22 protein-coding genes and 1 pseudogene are annotated in these 22,354 nt (G+C 71.6%); 12 read left to right on the forward strand and 11 right to left on the reverse strand.

Going from position 1 to position 22,354, the window contains the following annotated elements; translation table 11 throughout:
- Positions 1–7 precede the first annotated feature (7 nt).
- A complete protein-coding gene (locus tag AMO33_RS06620) occupies positions 8–970 on the reverse strand; it encodes a helix-turn-helix transcriptional regulator (RefSeq protein ID WP_060591286.1) in 963 nt (320 codons plus the stop codon).
- Positions 971–1,033: 63 nt separating this feature from the next.
- Here AMO33_RS06620 and AMO33_RS06625 point away from each other — a divergent pair, with 63 nt between their 5' ends.
- Positions 1,034–2,170: an epoxide hydrolase family protein gene (locus AMO33_RS06625; RefSeq protein ID WP_060591287.1), complete on the forward strand. Its 1,137-nt coding sequence runs from the start codon at positions 1,034–1,036 to the stop codon at positions 2,168–2,170.
- An 82-nt stretch (positions 2,171–2,252) separates the two neighbouring features.
- On the opposite strand, the gene AMO33_RS06630 is transcribed toward AMO33_RS06625, so the two are convergent.
- Together AMO33_RS06630 and AMO33_RS06635 are read right to left on the reverse strand one after the other, a co-directional pair.
- Positions 2,253–2,708, reverse strand: coding sequence for a YybH family protein (locus tag AMO33_RS06630; protein ID WP_060591289.1), 456 nt, complete (start codon positions 2,706–2,708; stop codon positions 2,253–2,255).
- 10 nt (positions 2,709–2,718) lie between these two features.
- A complete protein-coding gene (locus AMO33_RS06635; protein ID WP_060591291.1) occupies positions 2,719–3,303 on the reverse strand; it encodes an NADPH-dependent FMN reductase in 585 nt (194 codons plus the stop codon).
- 101 nt (positions 3,304–3,404) lie between these two features.
- Between AMO33_RS06635 and sigJ the strand changes: the two genes are divergently transcribed.
- The 3 genes from sigJ to speG all read left to right on the forward strand — a co-directional run bounded on the left by sigJ (position 3,405) and on the right by speG (position 6,461).
- Positions 3,405–4,298, forward strand: coding sequence for an RNA polymerase sigma factor SigJ (sigJ, locus tag AMO33_RS06640; protein WP_060591293.1), 894 nt, complete (start codon positions 3,405–3,407; stop codon positions 4,296–4,298).
- Positions 4,299–4,466: 168 nt separating this feature from the next.
- A complete protein-coding gene (locus tag AMO33_RS06645; RefSeq protein ID WP_060591296.1) occupies positions 4,467–5,879 on the forward strand; it encodes a glycosyltransferase family 39 protein in 1,413 nt (470 codons plus the stop codon).
- Positions 5,880–5,936: 57 nt separating this feature from the next.
- The gene (speG, locus tag AMO33_RS06650; protein WP_011209268.1) at positions 5,937–6,461 is read left to right on the forward strand and encodes a spermidine N1-acetyltransferase; all 525 of its coding nucleotides are present in this window, start codon (positions 5,937–5,939) and stop codon (positions 6,459–6,461) included.
- Between the two features lie 34 nt (positions 6,462–6,495).
- Here the strand turns inward: speG and AMO33_RS06655 are convergent, their stop codons facing one another.
- The 3 genes from AMO33_RS06655 to AMO33_RS06665 form a co-directional block, all read right to left on the reverse strand.
- A complete protein-coding gene (locus AMO33_RS06655; protein ID WP_082668602.1) occupies positions 6,496–7,200 on the reverse strand; it encodes a histidine phosphatase family protein in 705 nt (234 codons plus the stop codon).
- A 60-nt stretch (positions 7,201–7,260) separates the two neighbouring features.
- Positions 7,261–7,938: a uracil-DNA glycosylase family protein gene (locus tag AMO33_RS06660; protein WP_139337499.1), complete on the reverse strand. Its 678-nt coding sequence runs from the start codon at positions 7,936–7,938 to the stop codon at positions 7,261–7,263.
- A 399-nt stretch (positions 7,939–8,337) separates the two neighbouring features.
- Entirely contained in the window at positions 8,338–9,582 is a 1,245-nt protein-coding gene (locus AMO33_RS06665; protein ID WP_076573525.1) for a hypothetical protein, read from the reverse strand.
- A 104-nt stretch (positions 9,583–9,686) separates the two neighbouring features.
- Between AMO33_RS06665 and AMO33_RS06670 the strand changes: the two genes are divergently transcribed.
- The 3 genes from AMO33_RS06670 to AMO33_RS06680 are packed head-to-tail and all read left to right on the forward strand — an operon-like array spanning position 9,687 to position 11,966.
- Positions 9,687–10,130 carry a nuclear transport factor 2 family protein gene (locus AMO33_RS06670; protein WP_011209263.1) on the forward strand — a complete coding sequence of 148 codons (444 nt, stop codon included), beginning with the start codon at positions 9,687–9,689 and terminating at the stop codon, positions 10,128–10,130.
- A gap of 49 nt (positions 10,131–10,179) precedes the next feature.
- On the forward strand, positions 10,180–11,331 hold the full coding sequence (locus AMO33_RS06675) for a glutamate--cysteine ligase 2 (RefSeq protein ID WP_060591302.1): 1,152 nt from the start codon (positions 10,180–10,182) through the stop codon (positions 11,329–11,331).
- The gene (locus tag AMO33_RS06680; RefSeq protein ID WP_060591306.1) at positions 11,331–11,966 is read left to right on the forward strand and encodes a UdgX family uracil-DNA binding protein; all 636 of its coding nucleotides are present in this window, start codon (positions 11,331–11,333) and stop codon (positions 11,964–11,966) included. Before AMO33_RS06675 ends, AMO33_RS06680 begins: the two co-directional genes overlap by 1 nt.
- A 116-nt stretch (positions 11,967–12,082) precedes the next feature.
- On the opposite strand, the gene AMO33_RS06685 is transcribed toward AMO33_RS06680, so the two are convergent.
- Entirely contained in the window at positions 12,083–12,316 is a 234-nt protein-coding gene (locus AMO33_RS06685; protein WP_060591308.1) for a hypothetical protein, read from the reverse strand.
- An 85-nt stretch (positions 12,317–12,401) separates the two neighbouring features.
- Positions 12,402–13,775 carry an FAD-dependent oxidoreductase gene (locus AMO33_RS06690; protein WP_060593330.1) on the reverse strand — a complete coding sequence of 458 codons (1,374 nt, stop codon included), beginning with the start codon at positions 13,773–13,775 and terminating at the stop codon, positions 12,402–12,404.
- A gap of 152 nt (positions 13,776–13,927) precedes the next feature.
- Here AMO33_RS06690 and AMO33_RS06695 point away from each other — a divergent pair, with 152 nt between their 5' ends.
- Together AMO33_RS06695 and AMO33_RS06700 are read left to right on the forward strand one after the other, a co-directional pair.
- Positions 13,928–14,245 carry a hypothetical protein gene (locus AMO33_RS06695; RefSeq protein ID WP_060591310.1) on the forward strand — a complete coding sequence of 106 codons (318 nt, stop codon included), beginning with the start codon at positions 13,928–13,930 and terminating at the stop codon, positions 14,243–14,245.
- 132 nt (positions 14,246–14,377) lie between these two features.
- Complete coding sequence (locus tag AMO33_RS06700; RefSeq protein WP_011209257.1) at positions 14,378–15,064, forward strand: hypothetical protein; 687 nt, start codon at positions 14,378–14,380, stop codon at positions 15,062–15,064.
- A 7-nt stretch (positions 15,065–15,071) separates the two neighbouring features.
- On the opposite strand, the gene AMO33_RS06705 is transcribed toward AMO33_RS06700, so the two are convergent.
- Complete coding sequence (locus AMO33_RS06705; protein ID WP_060591313.1) at positions 15,072–15,554, reverse strand: carboxymuconolactone decarboxylase family protein; 483 nt, start codon at positions 15,552–15,554, stop codon at positions 15,072–15,074.
- The gene (locus tag AMO33_RS06710; RefSeq protein ID WP_060591314.1) at positions 15,554–16,654 is read right to left on the reverse strand and encodes an NAD(P)H-dependent amine dehydrogenase family protein; all 1,101 of its coding nucleotides are present in this window, start codon (positions 16,652–16,654) and stop codon (positions 15,554–15,556) included. The genes AMO33_RS06705 and AMO33_RS06710 overlap by 1 nt, the downstream gene beginning before the upstream one ends.
- 39 nt (positions 16,655–16,693) lie before the next feature.
- Between AMO33_RS06710 and AMO33_RS06715 the strand changes: the two genes are divergently transcribed.
- The 3 genes and pseudogenes from AMO33_RS06715 to AMO33_RS06725 all read left to right on the forward strand — a co-directional run bounded on the left by AMO33_RS06715 (position 16,694) and on the right by AMO33_RS06725 (position 21,383).
- Positions 16,694–17,971, forward strand: a complete 1,278-nt coding sequence (locus AMO33_RS06715) for a tetratricopeptide repeat protein (RefSeq protein WP_060591319.1) — start codon at positions 16,694–16,696, stop codon at positions 17,969–17,971.
- A 329-nt stretch (positions 17,972–18,300) separates the two neighbouring features.
- A pseudogene (gene erm, locus AMO33_RS06720) lies at positions 18,301–19,087 on the forward strand (23S ribosomal RNA methyltransferase Erm); the annotation flags it as partial.
- 37 nt (positions 19,088–19,124) lie between these two features.
- A complete protein-coding gene (locus AMO33_RS06725; RefSeq protein WP_082668603.1) occupies positions 19,125–21,383 on the forward strand; it encodes a serine/threonine-protein kinase in 2,259 nt (752 codons plus the stop codon).
- Between the two features lie 61 nt (positions 21,384–21,444).
- Here AMO33_RS06725 and thpD read toward each other — a convergent pair whose 3' ends face one another.
- Positions 21,445–22,341, reverse strand: a complete 897-nt coding sequence (gene thpD, locus AMO33_RS06730) for an ectoine hydroxylase (RefSeq protein ID WP_170916110.1) — start codon at positions 22,339–22,341, stop codon at positions 21,445–21,447.
- Positions 22,342–22,354: the final 13 nt, after the last annotated feature.

Raw genomic sequence — 22,354 nt, forward strand, 5'->3', positions numbered from 1 at the left:
CTGGGATTCACGCGGTGGATGCCCCGCCTGCCGCCCGCCGGAATCTCGCGGCGAGGCGATCGAACGCCACCGCGAGTTCGTCTCCTTCGATCACCTCGATGTCGACGCCGAGCTGTGCCATCGACAGCGCGAGCCCGTCCGGGTCGTCGGAACCCAGCTCGATGTGGCATGTGGACTCGTCGATCACCTCGATGTCGACCGGGATGGGGATCTTCGCGGTGACCGTGGCGGCGGGAGCATGCACGCGCACCCGGGCGCGGTACTTCCAGGTTCCCTTGCTGACACGTCCGACGACGTACTCGACGACATCGTCCGCCGGGTTGGCGCGCGGCTGGAACCGGGCACCGGTCGGGGTGGGCGGAGCCATGCGGTCGACGCGAAAGACCCGCCAGTCGCACCGGTCGAGATCCCACGCGAGCAGATACCACAGCGGCCCCCAGGTCACCAGCCGTTGCGGTTCGATGTGGCGGGCAGCTTCGGCGCCCCCGGGCTTCGTGTATCGGAACCGGAGCCGTTCGTGGCGTCGGGTCGCGGCGGCGACCGCGCCGAGAACCGAGGGATCGAGCGGCGGCACAGCTCCGGGAACGACGCTCGTCGACTCGCGTACCGCCTGGACGCGTCGCCGCAGGCGCGCGGGCAGCACCTGCTCCAGCTTCGCGAGCGCGGTGAGCGATGTCTCCTCGAGTCCGAGCCGTTGGGTCGCGACCGCGCCCAGTCCGACCGCGACGGCGACGGCCTCGTCGTCGTCGAGCAGCAGCGGGGGCATCGCCGTTCCGGCAGCCAGCCGGTACCCGCCCGCCACGCCGGGGCGCGCGTCCACGGGATAGCCGAGCGACCGCAGCTTGCCGATGTCGGCGCGCACAGTTCTCGTGCTCACCGCGAGCCGGTCGGCGAGTTCGGAACTGGTCCAGTCCCGCCCGAGCTGGAGCAACGACAGCAGTTCGAGCAGGCGGGCCGAGGTCTCCAACATCTTTTCGATCATTCCAGCAAACGCGGAAGCTGATCTGCCGCATTACCTGCGAGCGTGAGCGTCATGGACAACGCACTCACCCCCTTCCGCATCGACATCCCGCAGGCCGACCTCGACGACCTGCGCAACCGGCTCGCGCACACCCGCTGGCCGAGCCCCGTGCCGGGCCGAGACGATCGCACCGACTTCAGCCGCGGCATCCCGCCGGCATATCTGAAGGAGCTCGCCGAGTACTGGCGCGACGAGTTCGACTGGCGAGCGCAGGAGGCGAAGCTCAACGAGTACGAACAGGTCACGACCGTCGTGGACGGCCAGACGTTTCACCTCGTCCACGCGCGTTCGGCGAACCCCGCGGCCACTCCGCTGCTGCTGAACCACGGCTGGCCCGGCTCGTTCGTCGAGTACCAGCGCCTCGTCCCGCTCCTGACCGAGGAGTTCCACGTGGTCATCCCGTCGCCGCCCGGTTTCGGGTTCTCCACGCCGCTGTCGGGAACCGGCTGGGAGTTGGCGCGGACGACGGACGCCTGCGCCGAGATCATGACGCGTCTGGGTTACCCGAGATTCGCGGCCCACGGCACCGACATGGGTTCCGGTATCACCGGCCGGCTGGCGGCGATCTACCCCGAGCGTGTCATCGGCACGCACATCGGTGCCGACCCTCGGTGGCTCGGGCTGGTGGGTGACGAATTTCCGCTTCCGGACAGTCTTTCCGACGACGAGATCGCCCAGCTCGCGGCAGTGCGCGCCGAGGCCGCGGCCGATCGCGGGTACCTCGAGATGCAGAATCACCGCCCCGACACGATCGGCGCGGCGCTCACCGACTCACCGGTCGGGCAGCTCGCGTGGATCGCCGAACAGTTCAAGACCAGGCCGGTCGGCGACCACCGGACGCCGGACCAATCGGTCGACCGCGACCAGCTCCTCACGAACATCAGCCTGTACTGGTTCACCCGCAGCGGCGCGTCGAGCGCGCAGTTCTACTACGAGTGCAAGCACTCCGACCTCGACTTGCTCATGGCCTCCGGGGTGCCGTCCGGGTGGGCCGTGTTCGACACCCACCCGCTCATCCGCCGCGTGCTGGACCCGGGGCAGGCGATCGGCCAGTGGAGCGAATTCACCGAGGGCGGACACTTCCCGGCGATGGAGGAGCCGGAACTGCTCGCCGACGACATCCGCGCCTTCTTCCGCAGTATTCCCTGACCCCGCGTCGACGACCTTGGACCCGCCGAGGTCGGCCGAGGCGAAGTCGGCCTCGGCGGTGCGCCCCGCACATGCGCCGCGGTCAGGGCTCCAGGTCGACGACGCCGCGGCCGGTGCGGATGTCCAGGGGTACCGAGACCTGGTCGTGGGCGATCAGCCAAGCGCCGTTTATCCGACGCAGGCCGTAGCTGACCCGGACCCAGATGCCGCTGGTGGCGGTCCCGTCGGCGCGGGTGCCGCCGAGCCGGGCGAACGCGTGGCCGAACGCCACGTCCGCGCCCGCGGTGAACGTCAGGTCGCGGACCTCGTAGGTGACCGTGTCGAATACCTCGAAGACCCTGGCCCAGTTGGCGAGTTTGGCGGCGACACCGACATGCTGGAGGGGCGGTTCGATGTCGAAGGACACCACATCCGGCGTGTAGAGCCGTTCGAGGGCGGCGAGATCCTTGGTGCGGAGCGCGTCGACGGCTTCATCGATCCGGCGGCGGAGTTCGGCGTGCGCTGCCGCGGAATGTTCGGTCGGGTGTGCGTGGTTCACGGCATGCTCCTCAGGATCGGGTGAGCGCGGGGTCGGTGGCGGCGCGCAGTGGCGCGAGCGCGGCGCTCCAGGCGAGCAGCTGGTCGAGGGTCTTGTGCAACGCCGCGGTGTGGTGGTCGCGCGGGGTGAACGTGGTCTGGTCCGCGAAGTCGGTGAGTACCGAGATCGCGACCTGGTACCCCACATCGGCCATGCCGAGGGTGCCGCAGACCGTCCGCAGTTGCACGACGGCACGGGCCCCGCCGTGCACGCCGTAGGAGACGAAGCCGACGGCCTTGTCGCGCCACTGTGCCGACACGTGGTCGAGGGCGTTCTTCAGCACGCCGGGCATGCCGCCGTTGTATTCCGGCGTCACCACCACGAAACCGTCGAACGGGGCGATCCGCGCCGCCCAGGAACGGGTGTGTTCGTGGACGGAAGGGCCGAACATCGGCGGCACCGCTTCGTCCAGGTGCGGCAGCGGGTGGTCGCGCAGGTCGATCACGTCGTATCGGGCGTCGCCGCGCTGCGACGCGGTGTCGAGGACCCACTGCGCGACCTGCGGGCCCTTACGGTTGGGACGGGTACTGCCGAGGATGATGCCGATGCTGGTCATGCCCCTCCGACGACACAGCCGCCCGGAATGTCAGGCGGCCTCACACATCGGGTCGCTGTGTCGTCGGTTCGGTGACGCCCGCACCGACCGAAGGAGCAGACATGACCGACCCGCACCTGGCCGCGGTGATCGGCGAACGCCGCCAGCTGATCAATCTCGCCTATCGGTTGCTGGGTTCTCTCGCCGAGGCCGAGGACGTGGTGCAGGAGACCTACGCCCGCTGGTACGCGCTGTCCGAGCGGCAGCGGCGGGAGGTGACCGCACCCGGCGCCTGGATGACGACGGTGGCCGGCCGGATCTGCCTGGATCTGCTCGGTTCCGCGCGTGCCAGGCGGGAACGCTACGTGGGCGAGTGGATTCCGGAGCCGGTGCCGGGACGGCCGGAATGGCTCGGCGGTTCCGGTCCCGGCGATCCCGCCGATCGGGTCACCCTCGACGAGTCGATCGGCATGGCCTTCCTCGTGGTGCTGGATGCGATGACGCCGGCCGAGCGGGTGGCGTTCGTCCTGCACGACGTTTTCCGCTACTCCTTCCCGGAGGTCGCCGAGATCGTCGGACGCTCCCCCGCCGCGTGCCGCCAGCTCGCCTCCTTCGCGCGCCGACGCCTTCGCACCGCCCGCGGGCCCTCGGCCGCCGAACGCGCCGACGTGGTCCGCGACTTCAAACGTGCCTGGGAGGCGGGCGATGTCCGGGCGCTGATCCGCGTGCTCGACCCGCAGGCGATCGCGACCGCCGACAGCGGCGGCCTGGTGCCCGCCTTCCTCGATCCGATCCACGGCGGCGCGCAGATCGCCCGCGCCTGGATCGAGATCGCCGCCCGCAACCCCGCCGTCACGCTGGCCGAACACCCGGTCAACGGACAGCCCGGCCTGGTCGGGCACCTCGACGGCCGCATCGTCACCGTCTACGCCTTCGACATCGCCGACCACCGGATCACCCGCATCTGGGCGGTCCGCAACCCGGAGAAGCTGCGACATTGGCACACCGTGCGCTGAACGGTATTCAGCCTCAGAGGTTGTGCGACGGGCGGTTTCGGCACAGGGGACAGCGGTACGGGGTGACCGGTTCGGCGTCCGGCGGCGCTGCCGCGCGGGCGGCCGTGATATTGGCGGCGCCGAGCCGGTCGCTGTCGTTCGCCGCGGCCGGCGTGGGATGCTGCCGGGGTGTATCGGGTGGCGGGCCTGTTCGCGGTGGTGTTGGTGGCGTGCGCGGGCCGCTACGGGTACCACCGGGACGAGTTGTACTTTCTCGCGGCGGGGCGGCGGCTGGACTGGGGGTACCCGGATCAGCCGCCGCTGGTGCCGTCGATCGCCAGGAGCATGTCCGCGATCGACCCCGATTCGCTTGTGCTGCTGCGTCTTCCCGCGATCGCGGCCGCGACGGCGGTGGTGGTGTGCGCGGGGCTGATGGCCAGGGAACTGGGTGGCGGGCGCGGTGCGCAGGCACTCTCCGCCGGGTGCACTGCCGCGGCGGCCGTGGTGGTGGCCGCGGGGCATCAGCTGGGGACGGCGGTGTTCGACCTGGCGGCGTGGTCCGGCGTCGTCGTCCTGGTGCTGCGGTTGCTGCGGCCCGAGACGGACCGGCGCTGGTGGCTGCTCGTCGGCGTGCTCGTCGGGGTCGGGCTGCTGAACAAGACACTGCTCGCGGTGCCGGTGCTGGTTCTCGTGGTGGCGTTGCTGGTCGTCGGTCCCCGCGGGGTTCTGCGCACCCGGTACCTTCCGGTCGCGGTCGTGGCCGGGCTGCTGATCGCGGCGCCGAATCTGTGGTGGCAGGCGCGCAGCGGGTGGCCGCAACTGGAGATGAGCCGGGCGATCGCGGGCGGGTCCTCGGGGACGTCGGATGGTCGGCTGGCGTTCGTGCTCACCCAGTTCGGGCTGGTGGGTCCGCTGCTGGCGCCGGTGTGGCTGCTCGGCCTGTGGTGGTTGTGGCGGCAGGTGCGGTATCGCGCGTTCGCCCTCGTCTACCCGGCGTTGTTCTTATTGTTCCTGGTCACCGGCGGCAAGGCGTACTACCTGGGCGGCATGTATCCGGTGTTGCTGGCCGCGGGCGCGGTCGCGCTGGCCGAACGACGGCGGCTGCTCGTCGCCGCGGCGGCGGGACTGACGGCGGTGGGTTCGGCGGCGGTGTTCCTTCCGATCCTGCCGGTCGACGCGCTCCGGGACTCGCCGATCCTCGCCATCAACTACGACGCGGGCGAGACCGTGGGCTGGCCGCGTCACGTCGAGCAGATCGGCGCCGTCCGCGCCCGGCTGGCCCCGGACGCGGAGGTCCTCACCGCCAACTACGGGGAAGCCGCCGCCATCGAACACTTCGGTGATCGGTACGGGCTGCCGACCCCGCACAGCGGGCACAACGCCTACTGGTGGTGGGGACCACCCGCCGACGACCGCCCGCTGCTGACCGTCGGCCTGCCCGAGGCACAGGTCCGCCGGTTCTGCCCCACGCCAGAACACGTGGGCGCGCTCGACAACGGCCTCGGTATCGACAACGACGAACAGGGCGCCCCGCTGTTCCTCTGCCGGTCCGTGCGCGCACCGTGGGCGCAGCTGTGGCCTTCGATGCGGCATCTGGGCTGACGGACACGCCCGCTGCCTGCGCGTTCCGGCACCGAACCGGGATTAGGCTGCGGAGTTGTGGGAGTGGTGAATGTCCGGCTGCGCGCGCTCGAGCGGGAGGACCTGCCGTTCGTCCATCAGTTGTCCAATGACGCCCAGATCATGTCGTACTGGTTCGACGAGCCGTTCGAGGCGCTGGTGGAGTTGCGCGACATCTACGACCGCCACATCCACGACGAGCGGGAGCGGCGGTTCATCGTCGACGCCGACGGGGCCGCGGCCGGCTTGGTCGAACTGGTGGAAATCGCGCCGGTGCACCGCAAGGCCGAGTTCCAGATCATCATCGCGCCCGGTCATCAGGGCCGCGGGCTGGCGACCCTCGCCACTCGCAAGGCGCTCGACTACGCCTTCGCGGTACTGAATCTGCACAAGGTGTATCTGATCGTCGACGTCGCCAACACCAAGGCGATCCACATCTACCGCAAGCTCGGCTTCCAGGACGAGGGCACCCTGCGCGACGAGTACTTCGCGGCCGGCCGCTACCGGGACGCGCTGCGGATGAGCATTTTGCAGCACGAGCATCTCGACGGATCCGCCGACTGAGCGGCCGCGGCGGAGGGTGGCTTGCCGCCCCGGCCTAACCGAGGTGGCGGGTGTCCGCCCAGCGGGCGAGCACGAAACGTCCACCATCGCACCGCCATTCGGATACCGACGCGTTGGGGACCGGGTCGAGCGAGTCCGTCCCACCCGCGCCGTCGAAGATGTCGCGCAGGACGGCGATGACGGCGTCATGGGTGACGATCAGCACCCGGGCCCCCGCCGCCGCGCGATCGAGGTCGGCGACCAGGGCGCGCAGCCGCAGCGCCACATCCGCGAGGGATTCGCCGCCGGGCGCGCGGTAGGCCCACTCGCCCTGCCGGATTCGCCGGTGCGCCTCCTGCGGGGCCAGTCGCCGGATCGCGGCGGGCGGGTGGAGTTCGAGCACGCCCATCTCCCGGTCGCGCAGTCGCTCGTCGAGCACCGCGCGCGGCGGTGACCAGCCCGGGACGAGCGCGCGCGCCGCGCGCACCATCGCGGCCCAGGTCTGGCGGGTGCGCCGGTAGGGCGAGCAGATCACCAGGTCGGGCGGTTGCGCCGCGAGCAGCCCGCCCAGTGTCTCGGCTTGGCGCACACCGAGATCGGAGAGCGGGACGTCGGCGTCGCGGCCGGGGACCGGGGTGTCGGCGTCGGCCGCGAACGCGTCGTTGGCGGTGCTGCGGCCGTGCCGGATGGCGAGGATCCCGGCGGGGCCCGGCGCGGCGAGCGGGCCGGGATCGAACGTCTCGTGCGCGAGATCCGCCACACCACGAGCTTAGGCCGCCTCGTCCCGGCTCGGCGGGACCACGACGGTTCGGGCGGAGGGCTAGCCACCGTCCGGCTCGAGCAGCTGGGCGGCGCGCTCGTAGGCCTCCCGCAGGTGCGCCTCCCGCCCGACGCGTTCGGCCGCGTCGGGCGTCCACAGCTCCCGGCGGTCGGGATCGTAGGTCTCGATCAGCGTCGGCAACGAGCGCGGCCGCAGCCGGGTGACGTCCTGCCAGGCATTGCGGACGTCACGTCCGTGGGCGACCACGGCCCGGAGTTCGGGCAGCAGGGCGAGCAGCCGGTCCAGCGCGGCGAGGCCGCCGTCGAGGTCGGCCGGGTCGGTGGAGCGCTCCAGGTACCAGGGGTGGATGTTCCAGGGCACCAGGTCGAGCACGGTGAGCCCGGATCGCCCGACGATCGCGTGCAGGCGTTCGGCGGCCGGGTCGTCGTTCTCGAGCGAGAGCATCCCGCTGCCCGTCACCTGACGGGCCGGCGGACCCGGATCGTGGCACAGGACGAGAACACGCGCGCGCACGCCACCGCAGGCGGGCGCGACATGGGGCAGCGGACGGCCCGACTCCTCGCGCAGGTCGTCGACCAGCCGGTTGATCGGTGCGACGTGCGGGTCGTAGCGGTGGGCGAGCTGGCTTTCCCGGTGCACCGGGTCGCGCATCCGGCCCGCGATGGTGATCGGGGTGGGTGGGCGGCCCGCGGCAACGATTCTGCGTCGTGTCGTCACGTCTCTCCGATCGCCGTGGTGCCGTGCGGGCCTCGGAACACCGTCGATCCGATTATGGGCCGCGATCGCCGGGCCGCCGCACGCACTCGTTGATGACGATTAGGTCAAGACGCTGTGCGCGGAGCCGGATCACGTTGTAGGGTCGGCAATGAGCCAGCTACTCCCCCCCCATAGCTGGCCCCGCGATCCGTCCCCCTGCGGGTCGCGACCCGAATCAGGTGCCGCCGGATCTCCCCCCATCCGGCGGCACCGTCGTGTCGGGGGCGGTTCGTGCCGTCCCGAACATCTCGCCACTCGCCGGTACCGCTCCCGGTCCGGCACCGCGGCTCCGGCGAACCACCCGCGAATCCCGTGGTCGGCGCCGGATTGCGGTGCACGTGCATGTGCACGGCGCACCGGTCAGCCGACCGGCACCAATTGGTCGAACCACGCGAGGGTCTGCACCAACCCGGCCCGACCGGTGGCACCGTGATCCATCGGGCTCAGATCCACCCGTTCGACCCGCGGGCCGCGCAGCGATCGCAGACAGTGATCCGTGTTGGCCGCCGCGACACTGCGATCGGCGGTCGAGACGTACAGGCGGACCGGTGCGTCGGTGGTCCACTCGCAGGTGCCGTCGCTCTCGGTCACCGCGCGCAGCGCCGGGCCGGTGGGTTGGCGCGCCCACGCGAGGAAGCGGTCGGTGAGCAGTTCGGCCGGAGTCGCGGGCAGGCCGGTGCCGACGCTCAGCACGTCGTGGTAGCCGTCGAAGAGGCTCTCCACGCGATCGGCGTAGGGCTGGCGGAACGCCTCGGTGGGATGGTCGTAGAGCCCGTAGATCGGGTTCATCGCGGTGAGCCAGTAGGCGAGGTAGACCACGGCACTGCGCGGGCTGACACCACCGTCCAGCGCGGCCGGGGTCTGGGCTTCGCGGATGGCGTAGGGTCCGCTGATCGCCGACAGCGCCGCGACCCGGAAACCCGTGCCGGGGTTGTCGTGCAGTTCCCGCCCCAGCGCGGTCGCGGCCTGCCCGCCCTGGGAGAAACCCACGATGTAGACGTCGGATTCGAGAGTGCGGCCGCGCTCAGCGGCCGCATCGCGGGCGGCCCGCAGCAGATCCAGCGACGCGCTCGCCTCGGTGGGGGCGTGCGCGTAGGGGTGGCGGCCGGGGCCTTCGCCGAGCCCGAGATAGTCCGGCGCCACCGCGGCGTTGCCGACCGCCGCGAACATGATCGCGCGGGCCCGGTCGGTCTCACCGTCGGCGGAGGGCGCTTCGTCCTTGCGCACGACCGTGCCGTGCGCGTAGCTGACGACCCGCAGGCGTTCGGTCTCGGTGCGCGGCAACACCATCAGCCCGCTGGCGGTGGTCTCCTCCCCCAGCGGACCGACGGTGCGGTAGACGATGCGGTAGGTCTCCACACCGTTGCGGACCGGCGTCTCGAGCTGTCGCTCCCCGAGGTAGGCCGCGGTCTCGGCATCGGTCATGGTGCTCAGCGCCGTCACCGAGACGACCTCACCGCGGCGCGCGGCCGGATCCCCGTCGTCGCGGGACGTTCCGCAGGCCGACGCCAGCACGATCAGGAGTACGGCGAGCACATTCCCGACCATCCGACGGGTACCGGCCGCCGTCGTGGCGGGCGGGGTGCCGGGCGCGACGCCGCTCATCAGACCACCATAGTCCCGGCGCGATTCGCCCACCCCGCCCACGCCGATCGGGGACAATCACGCCGACTCGCGCACCCGCGAGCCGCTGGACCCAGGAGGCCACGATGCTGTCGCTACAGGAGATCTCGGACCGGATGGAGATCGAGGACCTGATGGTCCGCTACGCCCACGCCATCGACACCCACCAGTGGGACCTGCTCGACGACCTCTTCACCGCCGACGCCCACATCGACTACACCGCGATGGGCGGCCCGGCCGGCGACCTGGCCGCCACCAAACAGTTCCTCGCCACGGCGCTGCCGAACTTCCCCGCCTTCCAGCATCTGATCTCGAACTCCGCGCTCACCATCGACGGCGACACCGCCACCGGCCGCACCATGTGCCAGAACCCGATGCTCGTCGGCGGCCCGGACGGCCCACAGCAACTGATGCTGTGCGGGCTGTGGTACCTCGACACCTTCGCCCGGATCGACGGGCGCTGGCGCATCCGCAGCCGGGTCGAGGAGAAGAGCTACATGTTCCTGGCCGGATCCGCCGTCACCTCGTGACTCGTCCGCACCCGCGCATAACCTGACCGGCGCGCGGTAACCCCCCGGCATGGACGCACCGACTGTCGGCGTGGAAGAGGAATTCCTGCTCGTCGACCCGCGCACCGGCGCGCCGACCGCCCGCAACGAGGCCGTCGCGCACACCGCAGGCGAACTCGGCATCGATCTGCAACTCGAGCTCACCCGCTGCCAGGTGGAGACGAGTACCGCCGTGCACTCCGACATCGGCGCGTTGTTCGGGCAGCTCCGCGACCTGCGCTGCGGGGTCGCACGGTGCGCGCAGGCCAACGAGAGCCGGTTGCTCGCGGTCGCCATCCCCCCGACCGTGCCGCACGAATTCCCGGTCACCGACACCCCGCGCTATCGGCGCATCGCCGAAAGTTTCGGGATGATCGCGCACGAACAGGGCCTGTGCGGCTGCCACGTGCACGTCGCGGTGCCCGACCGGGAGACCGCGGTGCAGGTGAGCAACTACCTGCGGCCGTGGCTGCCGATGCTGCTCGCGCTCACCGCGAATTCGGCGATCTACCGCGGCTCCGACACCGGCTATGCCAGCTGGCGCAGCATTCTGTGGCGGCGGTGGCCCAGCGCCGGACCCCCGCCCTATTTCCGCACCGCCGCCGACTACGACGCGATGGTGACGATGATGCTCTCCAGCGGCATCGTGCTGGACGAGAAGATGGTCTACTGGGACGCCCGCCCCTCGATCAACTACCCCACCATCGAGGTCCGGGTCAGCGACGTGCCCGCCACCGTCGGCGAGACGGTGCTGCTGGCCGCGCTGGTGCGGGCGACCGTGCACACCGCCCGGCGCTTCCTCGCCGAGGGCAACATCGCGCCCGCGGTGCCCGCGGAGGTGCTGCGGGCGGCGTACTGGAAGGCGGCACGCAGCGGGATCGGCGGCGACGCGGTGGCGCCGCTGGACGGGCGCGTGCTGCCCGCCCGCGATCTGCTCGACGAACTGCTCGAGACGGTGGACCCGGCGCTGGAGGAACTGGGTGATCGCGGGTTCGTCTCCGACGCGCTCACCGCGCTGTTCGCGCGCGGCAACGGTGCCCAGCGCCAGGTGCGCGCGTTCGGCGCGGACCACGACGTCGCCGCGGTGATCGCGGAGCTGGGTGAGGCGACCCTGGAGGGCTGTGCTCCCGAGCCCGCCAATTCCGGTGGAGGCGAACACGTTCCGGTGGAAGGACGACACTGATGGCTGCTGGGAAGGCACCGGGAGCCGCGGAGTTCGTGCCCGCGGACGCCGATCTGGAGACGCTGCGCACGGCGGTGCAGGGCTGCCGCGGGTGCGAGTTGTATCGCGGGGCGACCCAGGCGGTGTTCGGCGAGGGGCCCGCGCACGCGCCGGTGTTCGTCGTCGGCGAGCAGCCCGGCGACCGCGAGGACGTCGCCGGGCACCCGTTCGTCGGGCCGGCGGGCAGGCTGCTGGACAAGGCGCTGACCGAGGCGGACATCGACCGGGAGGCGGTGTATCTGACCAACGCGGTCAAGCATTTCAAGTTCGAGGAGCGCGGCAAGCGGCGCATCCACAAGCAGCCGGGCCGCACCGAGGTGGTGGCGTGCTCGCCGTGGCTGACCGCCGAGCTGGACGCGGTGCGGCCGCAACTGGTGGTGTGCCTGGGCGCGGTCGCGGCCAAGGCGGTACTCGGCCCGTCGTTCAAGGTGAGCGAGCGCCGCGGTGAGGTGGTCGAGGCGGGCGAGCACCGGGTGATCGCGACCGTGCATCCCTCCTCGGTGCTGCGCGCGCCCGACCGCGCGGCCGCCTACGCGGACTTCCTGGCGGACCTACGCAAGGTCCGCACGGCGGCAGGAGAGCTGCACCGCGCGTGAGCGGGTCAGCGGCCGGAGGAGGCAGCGCAGCGTCACCACGCAGGCCGCCCCGCGCACGCGAATCCGACGAATCCGACACAGCGTGAGCGGTCAGCGGCCGGAGACGGTCGTCCCCCTCAGGCGTGGTCGACCAGTTGTGGGTGCCCGGCTTCGTGGGCGCAGTGCGCGCAGCAGAAGATCTGCTCGCCCGCCTCCACGCCGTGGCCGAGGATTCGGCAGCTGCAGTGCGCGCACACCGGCGCGATCGCGGCGGCGGCGCATTCGATGCTGTCGAACGTGGCCGTGTGCCCGTCCCGGGTGACCGTGAACGCCTTGTCGTAGTCGTTGCCGCAGGTGTCGCATACCGCCATCCGGCTCACCTCCCGATCGTCGATGGGTCCGTTCGAGGGTCGCGGTACCCGCGGTACGGCGCGCGAAACGCCCGGTGGTGGCGCCTCAGCCGCGCTGTTGGACGGCCAGGCTCGCCTTGCGCGCGGCGACCAGCACCGGATCCCAGACCGGGGAGAACGGCGGGGCGTAGCCGAGGTCGAGGGCGGTCATCTGCTCGACGGTCATCCGCGCGGTCAACGCCACCGCGGCGATGTCGACCCGCTTGCCCGCCCCCTCCCGGCCCACGATCTGCACCCCGAGCAGCCGCCCGGTGCGGCGCTCGGCGAGCATCTTCACCGTCATCGGCGCCGCCTCGGGGTAGTACCCGGAGCGGCTGGTCGACTCGATGGTGACGGTCACGAACTGGAGGCCCGCGGCGTGGGCTTCCTTCTCGCGCAGGCCGGTTCGCGCCACCTCCAGATCGCAGACCTTGCTGACGGCGGTGCCGACCACGCCGGGGAAGGTGGCGTAGCCGCCGCCGATCACCTGGCCGATGACCTGGCCGTGCTTGTTGGCGTGGGTGCCGAGGGCGACGTGGCGTTCCCGCCCCGAGACCAGGTCGAGCACTTCCACACAGTCGCCGCCCGCCCAGATGTCGGTGTGCCCGCGCACCCGCATGGACAGGTCGGTGAGCAGCCCGTCGTGCTCACCGAGCGGCAGGCCCGCCGCCCTGGCCAGCGTGGTCTCCGGGCGTACGCCGAGGCCGAGCACCACCACGTCGGCCGGGTACTCCTCGTCGGCGGTGGCCACCGCGCGGACGCGGCCGTGCGCGTCGGTGCGCACCCCGGTCACCTCCGCGCCGCCCACGACCTCGATACCCATGCCGTCCATCGCCTTGCGCACCAGCGCGCCCATGTCGGGGTCGAGGGTGGACATGGGTTCGGCGCTGCGGTTGAGCACGGTGACCCGGAAGCCGCGCTGGATCAGCGCCTCGGCCATCTCCACGCCGATGTAGCCCGCCCCGACGACCACCGCGCGCCTGCCCTCGGTGCGGTCGAGGGTGTCGATGAGGGCTTGGCCGTCGTCGAGGGTCTGCACGCCGTGCACGCCGGCGGCGTCGATGCCGGGCAGGGCGGGACGCAGTGGTCGCGCACCGGTGGCGAGGACGAGTTTGTCGTACTCGGTCCATGATTCGACGCCGCTGTCGAGGTCGCGCGTGCGCACGCGCCGCCCGGTGACGTCGAGCTCGATCGCCTCGGTGCGCATGCGCAGATCGATGTCGCGGGCACGGTGTTCCTCGGCGGTGCGCGCGATCAGCGCGTCACGCTCGGTGACGACCCCGCCGACCCAGTACGGGATGCCGCAGGCCGAGTACGAGGTGAACCCGCCCCGCTCGAACACCACGATCTCCAATTCGCGCGGCCCGAGCATGCGCCGCGCCTGGGAGGCCGCCGCCATGCCGGTCGCGTCGGCCCCGATGACGACCAGACGTTCGCTCATGATCGCCACGCTACGTGGTCGCGCGACCGGGGACCGGCGCTGTTGCGGACAACCGTGCCGGTGGGTTAGTTTCGCCGGCGCCGGGGCCTGGTCCGCTCCCGGGTCCGCGTGGTGCGGGCCGCGGACCGGCGTGGCGCGGGAGGGAGTTCGGGGTGGGCGGCGCGGTGCGTGAGGTGCTGGCCGGTGTGGGGGTGTGCCTGCTGGTCGCGGCGGTGCTGGCGTTCGTGTTCGCGGGCACCTGGTATGCCACTCGCCCGCCCGGCCCACGCGGCACGGCCGGGCGGCGGATGATCGATGGTGGGCTGGCGTTGGCCGCGCTCGGCGTGTGCGTGGCGGTGGCGGGTCTGCTGCCGGTCCGCTCCCCCGGATCGCCGGAGACACTGCCGACGGCCACGACGGTCGCACCCACCGCACCCGCAGCTAACCGCCCCGGTGACATGGCCTCCGGTGCACAACCTTCACCGCGCTGAATCCGCGCGCCGGGCCGGAACCCGGCGCGAACGCCGGGCAATTCCGAACGACCGCCGGGCAGGCATTTCCCGGACCGGATTTCCCCCGGCGGGAACCTCCCGCGCACGCGATTCGGAAGTTACCTTGTCACGGTGAGTTTCGAGTATGTGGTCGTGCCGGTCGGCGCGGTCCGGACGCCCGGTGAAATTCCGGACTATCTCCGGTCGCAGGCCGGCAGGCCCCTCGACGACGACCTGCGCCTGGTGGTCGTCGCCGGATTGCGGGCGTGGAATTCCGCGGTCTCGGGGTCGCGCCCGCACGCCGGTGTTCGCATCGAGGCGGCGGGCTACGCGGTGCGGGTCACCGCCGCCGACCGCGGGGGTCCGCGGGTGCCCGGCGCGCTCGACAACGCTGCCGCGCCGGTGCGGCAGCTGCTGGAAGACCTGATCACGGGCTTCGACTACGAGCTCTACGACGCCCGTTCCTATACCGTCAGCCGCGCGCCGGAGCACCGGGTGGTCGAGGTCGACATCGGCGGTGAACAGCGGTTCTCCTCGATGACCGAGCGTCAGATCCACGGCTGGATCCCGAACCTGGACACCCTGGCCGCCACGCCGTTCCTCATCGCGGGCAAACCGCACGACGACCAGACCTTCATCCAGACGTACCGCAATTCCGCGGTCGACTACACCCTCGAGGTGCACCACAGCGGGCGGCCCGACCACTATTTCGCGACCACCCTGTCCGATCCGGCGCTGGTGGCCCGGCTCATCTGGGAATGGGCGGGTGACGATTGGTCCACCCTGGAACGGGTGGACTGGCTGCGCGAATCGAAATGAGGGCCGGTCAGGAATGGCCGGGCAGCACGCAGGCCGTGTCGAGCCCGAGCACCCGGTTGAGCCTGCCGAAGGCGAGCCACGAGCCGAGGCACATGCTCAATTCCACGATCTCGGCCTGGCTGTAGTGGGCGGCCATCCGCGCCCAGAACTCCTCGTCGATGCCGTGATGGTCGGTGGCGTAGCGGTCGGCGTATTCGGCGGCCAGCCGGGTGCGCTCGTCGAACGCCTCGGTGGTGCGCCAATTCGTGACCGCGTCGGCGAATTCCGGTTCCACCTTCGCGCCGTCGCGTTCGGTGCGCCAGTCCTGGCAGAACAGGCACCCGTTGATCTGGGCGATACGCAGCCGGGCGGCCTCGAATTCGCGCAGCCCCAGCGTGCTGTGTTCGTAGACGGCCAGCGCCAGGGCCGCGGCGGCCGGGCCGATCCCGGGCACCATCTCCCCCCACACGTAGCCGATGGGGTCCTTGCCCGCGGGGACATCGACGATCATCACTGTTTCCTTCCCTGTTCGCCCGGCGTCCGTCCGAGTTTCCCCAGCGCCGGACGCAGGGGCACCGTGAGCGCGTCGTAAAGGCCGGGGCCCGCCTCGACCAGCCAGTCGATGGCGTTGACCAGGCGGCCCGCCGCGGTGGCGTTGCCGCCCGCCGAGCGATTCCCGTGCTCGTCGTCGGCGGCCACGGTCACTTCGATGCGGGGCACGCCGGTCACGATCACCCGGTGGGCGCCCGCGCCGCCGTCGGGTGGACTCGGCCAGTCCGGCGCGCAGTCCGGGTGGATGCGGGTGACGTGTTCGATCACCAGGCGTGGCTCGCCGTCGACGATGCCCTGCACCTCGAACCGCACCGCGCCCTGGGTGCCCGCCGCGAACTCCCCCATCAGCTCGGTCCGCACGGTGTGTTCGAGGGGGCGGCGCTCGAGCGTCTCGCGCAGGTCGTCCAGTTCGACGCCGAGCGCACGGGCCAGCAGCCGGACCTGCCCACCCCACACCATGGTCGGCACGCCGGCGGCGAGCATGGGCGGCGCGTAGTCCATGGGCTGGCCCATGCCGACCAGGTAGCGCACCGAGTCCGGCTGGTCGTAGGTGGTGTAGTCGAAGATCTCCTGGCAGCGCACGGTCTCGACGGTGCCGGCCAGACCGCTGACCAGCAGGGGCAGCACGTCGTTGCCCCAGCCCGGGTCCACCCCGGACACGAACAGCGCGCCGCCGCCCTCCTCGATCGCGGCCAGCACCGGGTCGCGGATCTCGGCGGGGGCCCCGACCGGGTCGTAGAGGGCGTAGAGCGAGGGGGTCACGACGACGGCGCCCGCGCGCAGCAGCCGCAGCACGTCGGCGAGCGCGTCGTCGGGGCGTAGATCGCCGGAGGCGGCGTAGACGACGGCGCGCGGCCGGGCCGCCAGCGCGGCGTCCACGTCGTCGGTGGCGGTGACGCCGAGGGTGCGGTCCAGTCCGGCCAGCTGCCCCGCGTCTCGGCCGGATTTGGCCGGGTCACGCACGAGCACCGCGGCGAGTTCGAGGTCGGGATGGGCGTCGACGGCACGGATCGACGCGCGGCCGACGTTGCCGGTGCCCCAGACGAGCGTGGGGATCATCGCGCGAGCGTAGCAAGTGCTTGGTAGATTCGCGGGCGGATGGCACCGGATCGTCGCGACGCGTTCTCGTGCGACGAGTACGCTCGAGCCGCCGCGCCCGCGCGGGAGGCGGTCAGCAGCATCGGGCGGGAAGCGGAAGGCCAGCAGATGAACGAGCCGTATTCGCAATGGCATCAGCGCAATTCGCCGACCGACCAACCGCTGGCCGCCCGCTACACCGGGGCCGAGCCGATCCTCTGGAACGGCAGCATGGTCTACCCGATGTACAGCGACCGACTACCGCAGGAACCGACGCTGTTGTTCATGAGCCTGCTCTCCCAGGCGCCACCCGCCGGGCTGCGCGGGCACGGACTCGGACTGGCGGTGCAGGACGCCTACATCGAACTCGACGGCCACCGGCTGACCGGGGTGGACATCTGGAGCGACGCGCTCGCCCGCGGGGTCACCGTCGAACTGGTGCCCACCGGCGCCGCGCCGCTGTTCACGCTGACCCCGGTCTGGGTCGATCAGACCGGCGCGCACCGCTGTTGGACGGGCAACTACGGCATGCTGGTCGAGGACATCCCCAACGACATCGTCGCGCTGTGGTGCAGTCTCGGTGAGGGGCCACCCAATTTCGCCAATCTCGTCGTCGGCGTCGCGACGGTGCCCGCCAAGCGCACCGGCGACGCGGGCCGGGACCCCGACGCCGACGCCCCTGCCGCCGAGGAGATCCGAGCCGCCGAAGAGACCGGAGGCGGCGAAGAGATCGGAGGCGGCGAAGAGATCGGAGGCGGCGAAGAGATCGGAGGCGGCAAGGAGGAGACCCGTCCCGGCGCCCACGCCGTCGCCGCCGATCCGCCCCCGGCCGCGCCATCGCCGGCGCACGACGACCTGTCCACCGTCGACACCGACCCGAGCCTCCCGACGGTCGACGAAAACGCCACCATGACAATGCACTACGTGCGCATGGCGTCGGCGGCGGGTGCCGAGCCGCCGGCGACCGGCCCCGGCCACGGCTACCGCAACGCCCTCTACGAACTGGGCACCGCGATGTACGACCGTGGCGAGGAGGCCGAAGCGTGCGGCCTGTGGGCTCAGGCCGCCGAGGCCGGCCATGCCGGGGCCGCCTACGACCTCGCGGTGCTGCTGTTCCGCCGCGGCGACCACGGGGGCGCCGAACGGTGGTGGCGGCGGGCCGCCGAGTACGGCGAGTTCCGGGCCATGTCGCTGCTGGCCGAACTACTCGACCGCCGCGGCGATCACGCCGAGGCGCGGCAATGGCGGGCCCGCGCGGCCGAGTACGCCGCCCGCGCGGGACAGACGCTGTACTCCTGAGCGGTACTCGCGTCGACAACTGTCCGCCGCCGACCGTGGGAAATTCGGTGGCGCCCGCGGCGCGTGCCTCGCTACGGTGTCGCGCATGTGTGCAGCAGTGAACGGAGCGTGCGCGGTGGGCGCGTACTTCATCCGGCTTCGCCGGCGGGCCCGGGCTCTGCCGCGCACCGCTGCGTCTCCCCGACAGCGCTGATCGGGGTCCGCTACCGCTGATCGCACCCGCCCCGAGCGGGTGGTTCGTGGTGCTCCGGTACGGGTCCGGGCGAATCACCTTTCCTGATTCCCCACTCCGTTCGGAGGACAGCCATGTCCCGCGCCTCGTCGCGCGCCGCCCGGGCCGGCGCGCGCAAACGCTTCTCCCAGAACTTTCTCGCCGACCCGGACATCGCGCGGCGCATCGTCCGGTCCGCCGGTGTCGGCGCCGGCGATCTCGTACTCGAGATCGGCCCCGGTGACGGCATGCTCACCGCGCAACTGCTCGGTGTCGCCGGCCGGGTGCTGGCCTACGAGATCGATGCCCGCTACGCCGCGCGACTGCAGGCCCGCTACGCCGCCGACCCTCGAATCCACTGCTATCACAAGGATTTCCGGGACGCCCCGCTGCCCGACGAGCCCTTCGGCGTGGTCGCGAACGTGCCGTTCGGGAGCACCACCGACATCGTGCGCTGGTGTCTGGCGGCGCGGCAGCTCACCTCGGCGACCCTGCTGACCCAGCGCGAATTCGCCCGCAAGCACACCGGCGACTACGGCCGGTGGAGCAAGCTCACGGTGACGCACTGGCCGACGACGACCATGCACCTGGGCGCGCGCATCGACCGGCGGCACTTCCGCCCGGTGCCGCGCGTCGACGGCGCGCTACTGCACCTGCGCCGCCGCCCGGACCCGCTGCTCGCCGGGGCCGCGGCGCGCGACTATCGCCGCCTGGTGGAACTCGGGTTCACCGGGATCGGTGGTTCCCTGGCCGCCACACTCGCCACCGCCTTCCCGCCACGCCGGGTGCGGGCGGCGTGTGCGGCCGCGGGCATTCCGGCCGGCACCCCGGTGGGTCTCGTGGCCCCGGAGCGATGGTTCGCCCTGTTCCGGGCACTGCGACCCGGCGCCGCGACGGGCCGATGACCGGTGCGGTGCGTCGCCGCGGCGTTACGATGCGCAGATGGCGCACCCCGCAGCGCGGGTCTCCCGCGCGACGGCCGCAGCGAGCCCGCCGCAGTCGGCGGGCCGCGGGTCGCCGGTGGCCGACGTGGTGACCCGCTTCGCCGAAGCCTGGCGGGACGCCCGCACCCCGCCGGACCTGACCGCGTTCCTGCCCGACTCCCCCGCGCTGCGCCGGGTCTCGCTGATCGAGTTGATCAAGGTGGACCTGGCGCAGCGCTGGCGCCGCCACGTCGAGCCCAAACGGCTCGCCCAGTACGTCGCCGAGCTACCCGAGCTGCGCACCTGGCCGCTGCCGCCGGACCTGATCTACGAGGAATTCCACCTGCGCAGGCAGGCCGGGCAACCGGTCGACGTCGCCGAGTACACCGCCACCTATCCGGCGCAGGCGCAGGTGCTCTCCGAACTGCTCACCACCGACGACTACCACAGCACCCTGCTCGCGGGCCCGGTGGAACCGGCCGGGCTCGACGAGCTCGAACCGGGCACCAGCGTCGACGATTTCGACCTGATGACCAGCCTGGGCCGCGGTGCGTTCGCGCGGGTGTTCCTGGCCAGGCAGCGGTCGATGCAGCGGCTGGTGGCGGTGAAGATCTCCCGCGACAAGAGCACCGAGCCGCAGACCCTCGCCCAGCTCGACCATCGCCACATCGTGCGGGTCTTCGACCAACGGGTGCTGCCGTCGAGCGGGTTGCGGCTGCTGTACATGCAGTACGTGCCCGGCGGCACGCTGTTCTCGGTGCTGGAACGGCTGCGCGCGCACCCCGCGCAGGCCAGGGCGCGCGGCGGGGCGCTACTGCTCGACGTCATCGACGAGGTGCTCACCGGCAAGGGCGAGATCCGGCCCGGCGAATCGGCCACCCGCGCGGAACTGGCCGGTCTCACCTGGCCGGAGACCATCGCCTGGCTGGGCAGGCGGCTGGCCGACGCCCTGGACTACGCCGACCGGTGCGGTGTGCTGCACCGCGACATCAAACCGGCCAACGTACTCCTCACCGCCGAGGGCGAGCCGCAGCTGGCCGACTTCAACATCAGCTTCGGCAGCACCGTCACCGGCGCCAGCCCGGTCGCCTACTTCGGCGGCTCGCTGGCCTACATGTCGCCCGAGCAGCTCGCCGCCGTGCACCCGGATCTGCCCGGCACCGCCGCCGATCTGGACGTGCGCAGCGACCTGTACGCGCTCGCGGTGATGCTGTGGGAACTGCTCACCGGCCACAAGCCCTTCGGCGACGACCACGTGACCGGCGGCGACCGCACCACCCTGGACGGGATGCTCGAGCGCCGCCGCCGCGGTCCCGGCGCGCTGCCGTACGCCGATCTGCCGCCGGACTGTCCCGCCGCGCTGCGCCGCACCCTGGCCCGCGCGCTCGACCCCGACCCCGATCGCCGCTGGCCCACCGGCGCGGACATGGCCCAGCAGTTCGACGTGTGCCTGGATGCGCGCGCCCGCGATCTGGTCGACCCGCCGCCGCGGAGCGCGCGGGTGCGGGCCAGGGCGTGGCTGCATCCGATCATGGCCTGCGCCATCGCGATTCCCAACGCGCTGGCCATCCTCTACAGCTACCAGCACAACCGCACCCTCATCATCGACAAGCTCGACGCGCAGACCCAGCAGCGCTTCGATCAGGTCGCTCTCACCACCTACGGGTTGTGCTTCCTGCTGGGCGTGGTCGCCACCAACGTGCTCATCGCGCACCTGTGGTCGGTCTCGCGTGGGCTGCGGCACGGCCGGCACTACGACGCCGCGACGCTGGCGAAGGCGCGCAGCGACACCCTGCGGCTGGCGCAGCGCAACGTGCTCACCTGTTTCGTGCTGTGGGCGCTGGCCGGGATCGTGGTGCCGTTGACCGTGCAGGTCTCCGGCAGCAGCCTGCCCGCGCAGTCCTACCTGCACTTCTTCGCCACCCAGATCGTCTGTGGCGGGATCGCGATGGCCTATCCGTACTTCCTGGTGAGCTTCTATTCGGTGCGGTGCCTGTATCCGATGTTCGTGCCGCACGGCTGGCTCGGTCCGGCCGACGCGGCCGAACTGGACCGGCTCGACCGCCGCGGCACCGCCTTTCTCGCCGTCGCCGCCGCCGTCCCGCTGCTGGGTGTCGCGGGCGCGACCTTCATCCCACCCGCCGATCTGCCCGCGGTGATCGTGCCGCTGCGGGTACTCGGCGTCGGCAGCGCGCTGGCCTTCGTCGGGGTGTACTGGCTGTTCCGGATGTCCGAGCGGGATCTCACCGCGCTGGCCCGGGTGGTCGGACAACGCTGAGACGCCGGCGCGCCGGACGACTCTGACGGTCGTCCGGCGCGCCGGGCGGGTGATCCGCGGTCTACAGCGGGGTGAAGTCGCGGCTGCCGATGTAGGTGGGCCGCGGCGCCGGGGCGGCGAACGGCTCCACCAGCGTGTTCTCCACGCTGTTGAACACCAGGAAGATGTTCGAGCGCGGGAACGGGGTGATGTTGTTCGCCGAGCCGTGCATGATGTTCGAATCGAACAGCAGGGCCGAACCCGCCCGGCCGGTGAACTGCGCGATGCCGTAGCGCTGGGCGAGCACGGTGATGTCCTCGGTGCTGGGCACCCCGATCTCCTGCTCGCGCAACGACTCCCGGTAGTGGTCGGCCGGGGTGGCGCCCACGCACGGCACGAAGGTGCGGTGCGAGCCGGGCATCACCATCAGGCTGCCGTTGAACGGGTAGTTGTCGGTCAGGGCGATCGACAGGCTCACCGCGCGCGGGGCGGGCATACCGTCCTCGGCGTGCCAGGTCTCGAAGTCCGAGTGCCAGTAGAACCCCGTGCCGCGGAAGCCCGGCATGTAGTTGATCCGGGTCTGGTGCAGGTAGACATCGGAGCCGAGCACCTGCCTGGCCAGCCCGACGATGCGGGTCTGGCGCACCAGATCGGCCACCGCGGCGCTGAGCTTGTGCACCTCGAACACCGAGCGCACCCGGTTCGAGGTCTTCTCCCGGATCACCCGCTCGTCGTCGAGCAGGGACTTGTCGGCCGCCAGCCGCTCGACCTCGGCGCGGAACTCCGACACCTCCTCCGGGCTCAGCAGATTCTCCATGATCGAGAAACCGTCGCGGTCGAAGGTCGACAGCTGTTCGCTGTGGACCTCACCCCACACCGTCGGGTCCAGCCGCTCGATGTGCGGTGCCGGCTCGGCGGTGCGGGTCGGATACCGATCGATGCGGTCGACGGGATCGCGATCGATGGCCTGCTGCAACACTTCTCGTCGCTCC

It is taken from the genome of Nocardia farcinica (assembly GCF_001182745.1).
Lineage (GTDB): Bacteria > Actinomycetota > Actinomycetes > Mycobacteriales > Mycobacteriaceae > Nocardia > Nocardia farcinica.